7 protein-coding genes are annotated in these 14023 nt (G+C 70.3%); 2 read left to right on the plus strand and 5 right to left on the minus strand.

Annotated elements, in window-relative coordinates; translation table 11 throughout:
- The gene (pbpC, locus tag AC3A5Z_RS15605; protein ID WP_487520254.1) at positions 1–2037 is read right to left on the minus strand and encodes a penicillin-binding protein 1C; all 2037 of its coding nucleotides are present in this window, start codon (positions 2035–2037) and stop codon (positions 1–3) included.
- The gene (locus tag AC3A5Z_RS15610) at positions 2034–7463 is read right to left on the minus strand and encodes an alpha-2-macroglobulin family protein (protein WP_487520255.1); all 5430 of its coding nucleotides are present in this window, start codon (positions 7461–7463) and stop codon (positions 2034–2036) included. The genes pbpC and AC3A5Z_RS15610 overlap by 4 nt, the downstream gene beginning before the upstream one ends.
- A 184-nt stretch (positions 7464–7647) precedes the next feature.
- Here AC3A5Z_RS15610 and AC3A5Z_RS15615 point away from each other — a divergent pair, with 184 nt between their 5' ends.
- The gene (locus AC3A5Z_RS15615; protein WP_487520256.1) at positions 7648–10203 is read left to right on the plus strand and encodes a hybrid sensor histidine kinase/response regulator; all 2556 of its coding nucleotides are present in this window, start codon (positions 7648–7650) and stop codon (positions 10201–10203) included.
- On the opposite strand, the gene yaaA is transcribed toward AC3A5Z_RS15615, so the two are convergent.
- The 3 genes from yaaA to AC3A5Z_RS15630 are packed head-to-tail and all read right to left on the minus strand — an operon-like array spanning position 10200 to position 13303.
- Positions 10200–10970, minus strand: a complete 771-nt coding sequence (yaaA, locus tag AC3A5Z_RS15620; protein WP_487520257.1) for a peroxide stress protein YaaA — start codon at positions 10968–10970, stop codon at positions 10200–10202. The genes AC3A5Z_RS15615 and yaaA overlap by 4 nt on opposite strands.
- Before the next feature lie 3 nt (positions 10971–10973).
- Positions 10974–13010 carry a DNA helicase RecQ gene (gene recQ / locus AC3A5Z_RS15625; protein ID WP_487520258.1) on the minus strand — a complete coding sequence of 679 codons (2037 nt, stop codon included), beginning with the start codon at positions 13008–13010 and terminating at the stop codon, positions 10974–10976.
- 5 nt (positions 13011–13015) lie between these two features.
- Entirely contained in the window at positions 13016–13303 is a 288-nt protein-coding gene (locus AC3A5Z_RS15630; RefSeq protein WP_107662703.1) for a YggT family protein, read from the minus strand.
- Between the two features lie 129 nt (positions 13304–13432).
- Between AC3A5Z_RS15630 and AC3A5Z_RS15635 the strand changes: the two genes are divergently transcribed.
- Positions 13433–13963: an acyl-CoA thioesterase gene (locus AC3A5Z_RS15635; RefSeq protein ID WP_107662702.1), complete on the plus strand. Its 531-nt coding sequence runs from the start codon at positions 13433–13435 to the stop codon at positions 13961–13963.
- Positions 13964–14023: the final 60 nt, after the last annotated feature.

Genomic DNA, 14023 nt, shown 5'->3' on the forward strand with positions numbered 1-14023 from the left:
TCAGCGCAGCCGGACCTGCGACCGGGCTGAGCGTCCCTCGGCATCGATCACCGACAGCGTGAGAAACCCGGGCCCCGGAAGCGCCAGCATCGTCTCGCGCCCGCGCTGCGCCACGGCGACCGGCACGCCATCCGCAAGCCAGGTGAAGGGCCCCGCCCCGCCGCGCACCCGCACCAGCAGCGCGCCGTCGTTCAGTTCCACCTCGGCGCCGTCGGGCGGGAAGGCCACGGCAGGGGCATCGGCGGCGGGCGCGAAGGCCGCCATGCGCGAGCGGAATCGGCGCAGCGGCTGCGGCAGTTCGGCGTTGGAGACCATCAGCGTCGCGGGCGGCGCCGGGCCGAGTGGCTCCAGCTGCGGCTTCAGCCGGGCGAAGGCGCGGAACAGCACCGGCGCGGCCAAATCGGCGCCGAACACCCCCGGCACCGGGGTGCCATCGGCCCGGCCCAGCCAGACCCCGATGACATGCCGCCCGTCGAAGCCGATGGCCCAGGCATCGCGGTGGCCGTAGCTGGTGCCGGTCTTGTAGGCCAGCCGGTTCAGCGGTGCCCCCGGCGGCGGCGCGAGACCCGAGAGGATATCGCCCACCTGCCAGGCCGCGACCTCCGACAGCACCCGCTCGCCCGGCAGGGCCTCGCCCGTGACGCGCAGCGGCAGCGCCACGCCGCCGCGTGCGAGGGCCGCGTAGATCTGCACCATGTCCTCCAGCGTCACGCCGACGCCGCCCAAAGCCACCGCCAGCCCCGGCTGCCCGCCCGGCACCACCGCCTCCACCCCGGCGCGGCGCATCGCGGCCAGCAGCTTCGCCGGGCCCAGCGCATCGGTCAGCGCCACCACCGGGATGTTCAGCGACAGTTGCAGCGCCTCGCGCACCCTTATGTCGCCACGGAACACCCGGTCGAAGTTCTGCGGCGTGTAGCCGCCGAAGCTGGTCGGCCGGTCTTCCACCAGCGTCTCGGGATGGGCGAGGCCCTCGTCGAAGGCGAGCCCGTAGATCAAGGGCTTCAGCGTCGAGCCCGGGCTGCGCAGCGCCCGCGTCATGTCGACGAAGCCCTGCCGCGCATCGCCCTGATAGGCGGCGGACCCAACCGAGGCGAGGATTTCGCCGCTGCGGTGATCGGCCACCACCATCGCCACCTGCAGACGCGCGCCACGCCCGGCGACGGTCTGGGCCGCCAGCTCCTCCATCTTGCGCTGCAGCGGCGCGTCCAGCGTCAGCTGATGCCGCCCGACGCCCGGGGCGGCCAGCCGCATCCGGTCGGCGAGATGCGGGGCGAGCGCCGGGAAGGGCCGGCGCACCGTCGGCACCGCCTCGCGCTCCGCCGCATCCGCCTGTTCGGCGTCGATCAGCCCGTCGCCCACCGCCCGCGCCAGAACGCGCGTGCGCGCCGCCTCGGCCCGCTCGGGGGCGCGGTCGGGGCGCCGGCCTTCGGGCGATTGCGGGATCGCCACCAGCAACGCCGCCTCGGCCGGGGTCAGCCGCCCCGGTTCCTTGCCGAAATAGGCGATGCTCGCCGCCCGCACCCCTTCGAGATTGCCGCCGAAGGGCGCAAGCAGCAGATAGAGCGACAGGATCTCGTCCTTGCCGAGCCGCCGCTCCAAAGCCAGCGCTACCCGCATCTGCCGCAGCTTGCCTGCAACCTTGCCGGTCCCGCTCTCCTCCAGCAGCCGCGCCACCTGCATCGTCAGCGTCGAGCCGCCCGAGATCACCCGCCCGTTCCAGACCGCCTGCCCCACCGCCCGCCCAATCGCCCGAAGGTCGATGCCCGGATGCTGGCGAAACCGCTTGTCCTCGTAATTCACCAGCATGGCGAGGTAACCCGCGTCCACCGCCCCCGGCGTCACCGCCATGCGCCAGCGCCCGTCAGCCACCGTGTAGGCGCGCAAGAGGCTGCCGTCGCGGGCCACCACCTCGACCGAGGTTTCCAGCGCCAGTGGCGGCAGGTCGGTGCGGGCGATCCAGCCCGTCACCCCGTCCTTCGCCACGGCGGCGAGCCAGAGCCCTGCCGCCGCCGCCATGAACCAGCGCGCCCGCATCACTCGGTGACGGTGACGGTTCCGGCGTCGGTCCGGGCGCGGAAGTCGGGCTGATACATGTCCTCGACCGAGGCCGCGGCATGGTGGAAGGTGCCGGGCGAGACGGCGCGGACGATATAGGCCAGCTTGAAGGGCGCGCCATCGGTGCGGTCCAGCGCGGTCAGGAAACGGTCCTGCCGGAACTCGCTATGCGCGACCTCCTCCTCGACCCCGAGCCAGTCGAGCGACGAGACCGAGCCCGCGCGCAAGAGGTTGGGGTTGTCGATCTCGAAGCCGGCGGGCAGCGGGTCCGACACCATCAGCCGCGCCTCGCCCGTGCCGAAGGGCGTCACCTCCAGCACCGTCACCAGCCGGGTGCCGACAGCGACACCCGAGGGCGAGACCGCCTCGCCCTCCAGCGTGTAATAGCTGCGCTTGATCGCATAGCCATTGCCCCCCGCCGGCTCCGGCTCGGCCGGCACGCCATAGGTGGTGACCGTCAGGAAGGTATCGGCGCCGTTGTTCCTCACCTCCACCGGCGCACCGCTGTCGTCGAGCATCCGCACCAAGGGCCCGGTCGGCGCCACGCCGTCGATGGTCACATCGGTGTCGGGCCGGTCGATCAATGCTTTGGCCGCCAGAAGCGCCCAGGTCGTCTCCTGCGTCGAGAGCGGGCCGTCGTTGGTGGCGATCCGGTCGGTCAGCACGCCGCGGTCCACCGCCTGCGACCCCGCCTCCACCGCCAGCGTCAACAGCGCCGCCGCATCGCGGAAATTGGTGCCGTAATCGGCGCGGAACACCTGCGCCGTCTCCTCTGCCTTCAGCCCCGCCATGCGGATGCCCGCCTTGCGGAACATCGCGTCGGCCCGGGTCTGGTCGCCATAGCTCGCCAGCGCCGCGCCGAGCTGCGCCTGCGCGATGGGCGTGGCGAAGGCATCGCCCTTCACATCGGCATAGTAGCGCAGGTCGCCCACCGCCGCCGCGCCCTCGCGCGCCAGCACCATCAGCGCATAGGCCAAGGCCTCGCCGCCGGTCTCGAAATCGGCGGTGTAGTTCACCTGATTGCGCAGGTTGTCGAGCGCCGAGCGGAAGGCCTGATCCGGCACCGCATGGCCCTGCGCCTTGGCGCGCGACAGGAAGTCGGTGACATAGGCATCGAGCCACATGTCGCCCGAAGACGGGTTCCACAGCCCGAAGGCACCTTCCGCCGTCTGGTTGGTCAGCACCTCGGCAATCGCCTCGTCGATGCGCTGGCCGATGGTCCCGGCCCCCTGCAGCTGCATCGCCTGCGCCACCTGATCGTAATAGATCAGCGGCAGCGCCTTGGAGGTGATCTGCTCGGTGCAGCCATAGGGATAGCGGTCGAGACTGGCCAGCAGCCCCGGCGCGTTCAGCCGGGCGATCGGCCCCACCGCCAGCGTCGCCTTGCCCGAGCCGGGCACCAGACCGGCGAAGACATTGGAGTCGAAGGTGAAGCTTTGCCCGCGGGCCAGGTCGAAACGGGTGATCCGCGCCACCTCGGGGTCATTGGCCTGCACCGGGATCGTCAGATGCTTGGTCAGCTGCCGGCCATCCGGCGTGGTCAGCGCCACGTCGATGCTTTGCAGACCCACATCACCCGCCGTGATCGGCACGGCGAAGGTGACCTTGCCCTTCTCGGTGATCTCGAAGCCCGAAGGCGCCGCGCCGATGCTCAGCCCCTGCGCCGAGACATCCATCCCGACCCGGCCCACCGGCCCGGTAGCATGGACGATCTCCAAGAGCATCCGGCTCTCGTCGCCCGGCGACAGGAAGCGCGGCACCGAGGCCGTCACCACCACCGGGTCGCGCACCAGCACATCGGCCTCGGCCTTGCCGACACCCTTGCCCGACCAGACCACCGCCATCACCCGCACCGTTCCGTTGAAGGACGGCAGATCGAAGCTGGCGCGGGCGTAGCCATCGGCCCCCACCGTCACCGGGCCGGTGAAATAGGCCACCAGCTCCTCGGTCGGCGGCGGGGCCTGCAGGCGGCCCTTGGCCCCTGCATCGCCGCCCGAACGCACCGTGCCCTGCGCCCCGTTCAGCCCGTCGATCAGCCGCCCGTAGACATCGCGGATGCCGACACCCAGCTTGCGCTGGCCGAAATAGTGATCGTCCGGATCGGGCGAGGTGAAGCCGGTCAGGTTCAGGATACCGACATCGACCGCGGCGATGGTGGCATAGGCGGTATCGCCCTCGGTCAGCCCGTCCACCTTCACCGCCACCTCCAGCGGCCCGCGCGGGGCGGCTTCAGGCGCGGTCTCCACCGTCGCCGTCAGACGGCGCGCGCCGGGGTCGATGGCGGCATGGGCCAGACCCATCGCCCGCGTCGGGTTGCGCCCCGCCGCCACATCCATCGGTCGCAGCACCGAGGCCGTCACATAGACCCCGGCGCCCCAGTCATCCGTCACCGGCAGCGAGATCAGGTTCTCGCCCTCCTTGACCTCGACCGCCTGCATGGCGACCAGCCGGTTCGACAGCACCGTCACCAGCGCCGTCCCCGCCGCGCGCGGCACCAGCCGCAACTCGGCCGTCTCGCCCGGCCGATAGGCGGGCTTGTCCAGCGACAGTTCCAGCGTGTCGGGGGTGGAGGTCACGTCGGCGGGCGCATACCAGCCCGCAGAGAAGGTGGTGGAGGTCGCGGCGGGTTGGCCGTCGGTTCGCTCCACCAGCAGCTCGTACTCGCCCCATTTCACCGCGCCGGAGATCTGCACCGGCTCGGCCCCCAGCGTCGCTTCGCCTTCGGCCACGATGCTGCGGCTGACGATCGGCTCCCAGTTCCAGTTGCCGTATTGCTGATACCATTGATAATCGGTCTCGATCCGGGTCAGCACCCATTTCACCGGCATCGGCGCCGGAGCCTGATCCGGCCCGACTCCGATCAGCTGGAAACGCGCGTCGGAGCCCTCGCCCACCACGCCGTCGAACAGGGGCTTCACCCCGATCATCGGCGCGGTCGGGGTGATCGGCTGCACCAGCTGCCGCTCCACCGGACGGCCCGAGCCTTCGGTGACGCGGGCGGTCACCTGCATCTCCAACGGGCGCGCCGGGTCGGTCACCTCGGGCAGCGTCAGCGCGACGGTCGCCGTGCCGGTGTCATCGGTGCGCTCGCCGCCGAAGGAGGCCATCTGCGCGTTGAACGGCTCGTCATGCCGCCCGAAACGGTAGCCGGGGAAGGCGGCGAGGCCCTTAGCCTCGCGCAGCAGCACCTCGCCCTCGATCCCCAGATCGGCCCCCGGCGCGCCGAAGAGATAGCGCGCGTCGAGCGTCAGCTCCGGGCTGTCCTCCAGCCGGACCTCGGGCTGCGTCAGCGCCAGCGCAAAGTCGATCCGTTCCGGCAGGAAATCCTCGACGAGGAAGGTCTGGCTCGCCAGCGCCTCGGCCTCCAGATCGGCGAGAACCTCCAGCCGCCAGACGCCGCGCGGCGCCGTGCCCGCGATCGGCAGGGCGAACACATGTCCGCCCGCGCCGCCATCCTCGGCCAGCGCGCGCGCATATTCCACGCCATCGGGCCGGGTCAGCACCGCCGTCAGCGGCAGGCCCGGGATCGCCTGCGCCTGCGCGTCGCGGGTCAGGGCGGTGACATGCACCGTCTCGCCCGCGCGATAGGCGCCGCGGTCGGTGGTCAGGAAGACATCGACCGGCGGCGCGGGCTCGTGCCCCTCGACACCGCGGTCGGACAGATCGAACTCCGGATCGGTCAGCGACAGGAAGGCGAGATCGCTGTCGCCCTCGCGGACCACGACCAGCGCCGGATCGGCGCCATTGGCGCCCCGCGTCAGACCGGGGGCGAAACTGGCATAACCCATCGCATCGGTGGTCGTCGTCGCCAGCACCGCATTGGCGCGCGACACCAGATCGACCGTCACCCCCTCTTTCGCCGCCGCCGTCCCGAGGCTGCGCACGAAGACATGCAGCCCGTCGACGCCCGACATGGTGGTGATCCCCAGATCCGAGATCACGAACCACTGCCAGGCCGCGGGGGTCTCGTATTCATCCACCCCCGGCACCGCCGCCTTCAGCGCATAGATCCCCGCCGGGAGCCCCTTTATCGCTTCGTCCATCGGCAGGCGGGTGGTGACGTCACGGTTCACCTCCATCCCCACCTCGGCGCTGCCCTTCCACAGCTCCTCGCCGACCTGCGACGAAAAGCCCTCGACCTGATACTGCGCCAGCGGCCGGGCGAAGTAATCGTCCTGGATGGTGCGCAACAGGTTGCGATCCGACACGCGGTAGAGCGTCAGGTCCAGCTTGGCGGTGTTCACCGTCTCCACCGGAATCGCGGCGCTTTCCGCGCGCGGCAGGATATAGGCGCGGCTCGGGAAGCGGGCGCCCGGGCTGCGGTCGCGGACATAGATGTTCAGCGCCACCGATTTCAGCAGCCCCTGCCCGTCCGCCGCCGGAAGCCCCTCGCGGAAGGTCAGCGCATAGCGCGCGCCATGCGCCATGCCGCCGACGCAGAGCTGGCGGTAACCGCCCTTCTCCACCGTCAGCCCGGCCTCGGGCAGCTGCACATAGCTGGAATAATCGACGCCCGACTCGGCCAGATCCTCCGAGAAGGTGGCGCAGACGCGGGGCCGGACGGAATCGGCCTGCACCTCGTGCTCCAGCACCCGGAAACCGTATTTCCCGGCGGCATCCTCCAGCAGCGCCGCCGTATCGTCGCGCGGCTGGACGCGCTGCGCCAGACGCAGCGCCAGAACCTTGTCGCGGCCGCGATCGATGCCCTCGGCGGCCTCGCCCAGCATCACCAGCGCGCTGTGGCGCAGCCCGTCGGGCTCGGCCCGCAGATAGCCGTTGATCGCGGCGTTGAATGCCCGCTCGCGGAAGGCGCGCTGGTTCTGGCCCTCGGGTGCGCCCGCCGCCAGCAGTAGCCGCGCATATTCGACCCAGCCATCCGCCCGGTCCTCGGCATTCAGCGCCGCCCCGGCGAAGTTGCTGGCCAGCGCGACATCGCCATTGGCCTCGGCCTCCCGCGCCGACTGCAGATGCTCCGCCGCGCTCCAGCCGTTCGTCGTGTGCAGATTGGCAAGCCCCTTCGCCTGCTCGGTCGCCTGCGCCAGATCGTAATCGGACAGAAAGCCGAGATCGGCCCGCCGTGCCACCGCCCGCGCCTGAACCGCAGGATCGGCCTTCACCACGAAGCCCGAGAACGCCCCCTGGAAGAAGCTCGGCGCGCCGGGGTCGGATTTGGGAAAGCACGAGCCGTTGCGCGAATTGAAGGTGAAGGCGGTGCAGCTTTCATTGGTGGCGCAAGCCCGCTCGCAGCCCTCCAGCGTGGTGTCGAGCAGCGTCGCCAGATCGCCGCCGGGCAGGTCGGTATCCGCGCTCAGGTTGAACCGCTGGTCGGGCACCAGCTCCTGCGAGAACACCGCCGTCGGCAGCGCCAGCCCAAGGGAAACAACGACAGCCCGGACAATCGTACGCATTGCACACCTCCTCCGCCAATGGCCGGATGCTCGCACCAGACCCCGGTTTTGACAAGCATTAGCATAGGTTGTGTGACTTTCGCTTGTTAAGCATCAATTCATCTTGCTGTCGCAGACTGCCCCGACACCGGGCCGGCCCCATGCGACCGGGCGGCGGGACAGGCAGCGGATCGGGGCTCGGGCGATGGATATGGCGGAACGGCTGGCGCGGGAACGCCGCGCGCGACTCGCTGCGGAGCGTCTTCTGGAACACAAGCAGCGCGAGCTCTTCGCGGCCAACGAGAAGCTGGCGCTGCATGCCCGCTCGCTCTCCGACCAGATCGTCGAGCAGCGCAACGTGGTCCGCGTCGCGCTCTCCGAAGCCGAGGCGCTGAAGGGCCAGAACAGCCGCTTCGTCAGCGATCTGGAGCGCGCGCATACCGCTGCCGTCATGGCCGAGCGCCGCCTGTGGGATTCGATCCAGACCATCCGCGACGGCTTTGCCGTCTTCGACGCCGGGCAGCGGCTGGTGACGGCCAATCTCGCCTATCTCTCCGCCTTCGAAGGCATCCAGATCGCCCCCGGCCTGCTCTACGCCGACCTCCTGCAGCGCATTGCGGGGTCCGGGCGGCTGGGGCTCGACGGCGCGGCGCCCGACGACTGGTGCGCCAGCATGCTCGCCCGGTGGGAGGCCGACCACATCGACCCCGTGGTGGTGCAACTTTCCAGCGGCACATGGCTGCGGCTGGAGGATCGGCGGGCGCGCGACGGCGACATGGTCTGCCTGATCGTCGACATCACCGAACAGATGCGGATCTGGGCCGCGATCGAGGCGATTCCCGACGGTTTCGTGCTCTACGATCGGGACGAGCGGCTGCTCACCTGCAACGCCCGCTACCGCGAGATCTACCCCCGCTCCGCCCCCGCCATGGTCCCCGGCGCGCGGTTCGAGGACATCCTGCGCTACGGGCTGCAGCACGGCCAGCACGCCGATGCCGTCGGGCGCGAGGAAGACTGGCTGATCGAGCGGCTCCTGCGCCACCGCAACCCGGTGGAGATGACCGAACAGCTGCTCGACGACGGGCGCTGGCTCCGCGTGCTGGATCAGGCGACGCCCGACGGCGGGCGCGTCGGCCTGCGCGTCGACATCACCGAGCTGAAGGAGCAGCAGTCGGCGCTCGAGGCCGCCCGTCTGGCCGCCGAGGCCGCGAACCGGGCGAAATCGGCCTTCCTCGCCAACATGAGCCACGAGATCCGCACCCCGATGAACGGCGTCGTCGGCATGGCCGAACTGCTCTGCGACACCCCGCTGACCGAAGACCAGCGCCTCTTCGCTGAAACCATCCGCTCCTCGGGCGAGGCGCTTCTGGTCATCATCAACGACATCCTCGACTACTCGAAGATCGAGGCCGGGCGGCTGACGCTGCATCCCGAGCCCTTCGATCTGGAACGCACGATCCACGAGGTCGCCATGCTCTTGCAGCCCCGCGCCCGGGCGCAGGGCATCGACCTCATCGTGGATTTCGACATGTTCCTGCCCACCCGCTACGTCGGCGACCCGGGGCGGCTGCGGCAGGTACTGACCAATCTCGTCGGCAATGCGGTGAAGTTCACCAGCACGGGCCATGTCACCATCCGCGTCGTGGGGCTGGAGACGGCGCCGGGCCTGCAGCAGCTGCATGTCACCGTGGAAGACACCGGCATCGGCATCGCGGCGGAAAACCTCGTGCACATCTTCGGCGAGTTCAATCAGGTGGAGGCCGAGACCAACCGCAAGTTCGAGGGCACCGGCCTCGGCCTCGCCATCACCAAGCGGCTGATCGAGATGATGGACGGCGCCGTCTGGGTGGAGAGCGAGGCCGGGCGCGGCTCCTGCTTCGGCTTCCGGGTGACGCTGCCGGTGGCCGACGACGCGGGCGCGCCGCATGCCGCCGACACGCTGACCCGCGCGCTCGTGGTGGACGACCAGTTCATCAACCGCACCATCCTCGAACGCCAGCTCACCCCCTGCGGGATCGAGGTCACGCTCTGCCGCTCCGGCGCCGATGCCTTGGCCGAGCTGGCGCAGCGCGGGCCGTTCGACCTGATCCTCACCGATCACGAGATGCCCGAGATGGACGGCTGCACCCTGGCCGAAAAGGTCCGCGCCGGCGGCTGGGGAATGCCCATCGTGCTCCTCTCCTCCGCCCCTGCCAAGGCCCGCGCCTCGGCCAGCGGCGCGCTCTTCGCCGCCGTGCTGCAAAAGCCCCTGCTGCGGTCGGAGCTCTACCGTCAGCTGCAGGTGCTCTCCGTCCCCGCGCCCCCGCCCGAGGCGCCGCCCGCGCCAAAACCGCGCGGCGAGCGTCGGATGCGGGTCCTGGCCGCCGAGGACAACCGCACCAACCAGCTCGTCTTCGGCAAGATGGTGCGCGACCTGCAGATCGAGCTCACCTTCGCCAACAACGGGCGCGAGGCGGTGGCGCTGTTCGGCAGCCTCGCGCCGGACCTGATCTTCATGGACATCTCGATGCCGGAAATGGACGGGCGCGAGGCGGCGCGGACCATCCGGCGGCTGGAGGCCGGGCAGCACCCCGGGCAGCACCATGTGCCGATCGTGGCGCTCACGGCGCATGCGATGGAGGGCGACGCCTCCTCGATCCTCGCCGCCGGGATCGACCGCTATCTGACGAAGCCGCTGCGCAAATCCGCCATCCTCGAGGTGCTGACCGAATTCCACCCCGCCGAGGCCTGCGATCTGGCCCCGCTCGCAGACGCCCGCTAGGAGGCGCGCAGGAACACCGGGCGGTCGGGTTCCGACAGCTCCGGCGCATGGGCATAGCCGCCCGCAGTGAAGCCGAGGATCTCTTCCGGCGCGGTCAGCCGGTTCTCCGCGATGAAGCGCGCCATGGCGCCCCGCGCCTTCTTGGCCCAGAAGCTGACGATCTTCTGCTCGCCGCCGCGATCCTCGAGAAAGGTCGGCGTCACCACCCGGAGCTGCAGCGCGTCGCGGTCGGCGGCGGTGAAATACTCGACCGAAGCGCAGTTGATCAGCACCGTGCTGCCGGTCTCCGCCGCCGTGGCGTTCAGCGCCTCTGCCACCCGGTCGCCCCAGAAGTCATAGAGCGTCGCACCGCGCGGATTGGCCAGCCGGCTGCCCATCTCCAGCCGGTAGGGCCGGATCGCGTCGAGCGGGCGCAAGAGCCCGTAGAGACCCGACAGGATGCGCAGATGCCCCTGCGCCCAGCGCAGCGCATCGGCATCCAGCGTCTTGGCCTCGAGCCCGGCATAGGTGTCGCCGTCGAACAGCCCCACCGCCGGGGCTTCCGGCGTCTCCGGCGCCTCGAAAGCCGCGAAACGGTCGCGGTTCAACAGCGCCAGCGGCTCGGAGATATGCATCAGCCTGCGCAGATCGCCCGCCGTCAGCCCGCGCGCCACGGCGGCAAGCTCGCCCGCCTCGCCGCCGAACTGCGGCACCGTCGGCGCAAGGCCCTCCGGCAGGGTCAGGGGCTTCGCGGCAAGCCGCTTGGCCGGAGAAAGCACCGTCAGCACGTCCTACGCCTCCCGCAACACGGCGAGGAAGGCCTCGCCGAACCGTTCGATCTTCTGCGGCCCGAGATCGCCGACCCGGTCCAGTTCCGACAGCGACGCAGGCCGCGCCTCGGCGATCTTGCGCAGCGCCGATTGCGGCAGGCTCAGCGGCTTGCCGGTGCCATCCTCGCCGCGCATCAGGTCCACCTGCACCTCGGCCAGCCGGTCGAAGACGGCACCCGCATCGCGTCCCGCCAGCCGGCGCCGCTGCGGATGCTGCGCCTCGGCCTCGCCGTTGATGACGGCGAGGAAGGCCAGACCGTAGCTGTCGAGCTTCTTTGCCCCGACCCCGGTGATATGCGCCATGTCGTCGAGCGAGCGTGGCCGCCGCTCGGCCATCTCGATCAGCGTGCGGTCGGTGAAGATCACATAGGCCGGCACGCCGCCGGCCTCGGCCAGCGCCCGCCGCTTGGCTTTCAGCGCCGACATCAGCGGCGCGTCCTCCTCGCTGACCATCGACTTCACCACCGGGCGCGAGCCCGCCGACTGGATCGTGTCGCGGCGCAGGGTGATCGCCGCCTCGCCGCGCAGGATCGGCCGCGCGGCCTCGGTCATGCGCAGCGCGCCGTAGCGTTCCGGGTCGGGCCGCACCAGATCGCGGCCCATCATCTGCCGGAACACCGCGCCCCAGGCCGGTTTCGACAGATCGCGGCCCACGGCGAAGGTCGGCAGCTGGTCATGGCCGCGCTCGCGCACCTTGGCCGTCGAGGTGCCGGTCAGGATGTCGATCAGATGCCCCGAGCCGAAATACTCGCCGGTGCGCAGGATGGCCGACAGCGCCTTGCGCACCGCCTCGGTCGCGTCGAAAAGCTCCGCCGGCCGGTCGCAGAGATCGCAATTGCCGCAGGGCTGCGCCGTCTCGCCGAAATAGCCCAAGAGCACCTGCCGCCGACATGCCGCGGCCTCGGCCAGCCCCAGCAGGGCGTTCAGCCGCGCGTGGTCGGCCTCCTTGCGGTCCATCGGCGCCGCGCCCTCGTCGATCTGGCTGCGGCGCAGGCGGATGTCGTCGGGACCGTAGAGCGTTAGCGTCTCCGCCGCCGCCCCGTCGCGCCCGGCGCGGCCGATCTCCTGATAATAGCCCTCGATCGATTTCGGCAGGTCGGCATGCGCCACCCAGCGGATGTCCGGCTTGTCGATCCCCATGCCGAAGGCGATGGTCGCCACCACGATCAGCCCGTCTTCCTGCTGGAACCGCACCTCCACCCGCCGCCGGTCCTCGGCCTCCATCCCGCCGTGATAGTGGCAGGCCGAATGCCCGGCCTCGCGCAGCGCCTGCGCCAGCGTCTCGGTCTTGGCGCGGGTCGCGCAATAGACGATCCCCGACTGGCCCTTGCGCGAAGCGGCAAAGCTCAGGATCTGGTCGCGCGGCTTGTCCTTCACCGCGAAGGCGAGGTGGATGTTGGGCCGGTCGAAGCCGCGCAGGAAGCTTTCGGGCGCGACGCCGTCGAACAGCCGGGTGACGATCTCGCCCCGGGTCTCCTCATCCGCCGTGGCGGTGAAGGCGGCCAGCGGCACGCCCAGCGTGCGGCGCAACTCGCCGATGCGCAGGTAATCCGGGCGGAAGTCGTGGCCCCACTGGCTGACGCAATGCGCCTCGTCCACCGCGATCAGCGTGACGTTGATCCGGCGCAGAAGCGGCGCCGCCGAGGCCAGCCGCTCCGGCGCCATGTAAAGCAGCTTGATCCGCCCCTCGTCCAGCGCCTGGAACACGCCCTCGGTCTCTTCCTCGGTATTGCCCGAGGTCAGCGCCCCGGCCTCCACCCCCACCTCGCGCAGCGCCCGCACCTGATCCCGCATCAGCGCGATCAGCGGCGAGATCACCACGGTGACCCCGTCGCGGCACAGCGCGGGCAGCTGGAAGCACAGCGACTTGCCGCCCCCGGTCGGCATGATCGCCAGCACGTTGCGCCCCGCCAGCACCGCATCGACGATCTCCTCCTGCCCCGGGCGGAAGGCGGAAAAACCGAAGACGGTGGCGAGCAGATCCTTGGGAGCGGGCATCAGGGTCAGTAGAAGGCCGCCGCGTTGTTGATCAGCACGATGCGCAGCGCATAGACCGCCAGCAGCACCACCAGCGGCGCGAGGTCGAGCCCGCCCATGTTCGGCAGGATTGAGCGGATGCGCGAGTACATCGGCTCCAGCAGACGGTTCAGCCCGTCCCACAGCTGCGCGACCAGAGGCTGCCGCAGGTTCAGCACCTGGAAGTTGATCAGCCAGCTCATGATGATATGCGCGAAGATGATGAACTGGACGACACTGAGGATCAGAAGCAGGATCTGCAGCAGGGATTGCATGTCGGAGGGTCCTTCACGATGGGTTGCGCCACAGGTATAGGCGGCCCCGGCAAAGGGCAACCATTTCCGCAGCGTCCGGCCTTGACGCCGCAGCCGAGACATAGCAGCCGGGCAGTTAAGGAGAAATTGATGTATCCCTACGCTCGCCTCGCCTGGCAGATGTGGAAGGCGCGCCATGCGCCCAAGCTCGGCCTGCTCGATCCGCATCTGTCGCAGCACCTCTGCCTGCCCTGGGATCTCGACCCCTGGATCGAGCTGAACAACGGCCGCACGCTGACGCTCTACGATCTCGGCCGGGTGCCGATGGCGCGGCGCATGGGGCTCGACCTCGTGGCAAAGGCGAACGGCTGGGGCATGACCGTGGCGGGCAATTCGCTGCGCTACCGCAAGCGCGTCGTGCTCTTCGACCGGCTCGACATGGTGAGCCGCTGCATCGGCTGGGACGCGCGCTTCTTCTACATGGAGCAGAGCATGTGGCGCGGGCAGGACTGCACCAGCCACATGCTCCTGCGCTCGGCGGTGATCTCGAAGGCCGGGATGGTGCCGCCGGCAGAGGTGGTGGCCGCGATGGGCCAGCCCGCCGAGAGCCCCGCCCTGCCCGACTGGGTGCAGCGCTGGATCGAGGCCGACGCGACGCGCCTCTGGCCGCCCCAGCGCTGAAGCTTGGGCTGAGCCCTGCTTGCGCGGCGGGCCGATTTCGGGCTTTCTGCGCGGCAGAAC

It is taken from the genome of Cereibacter sp. Soil_C_27 (genome assembly GCF_057657095.1).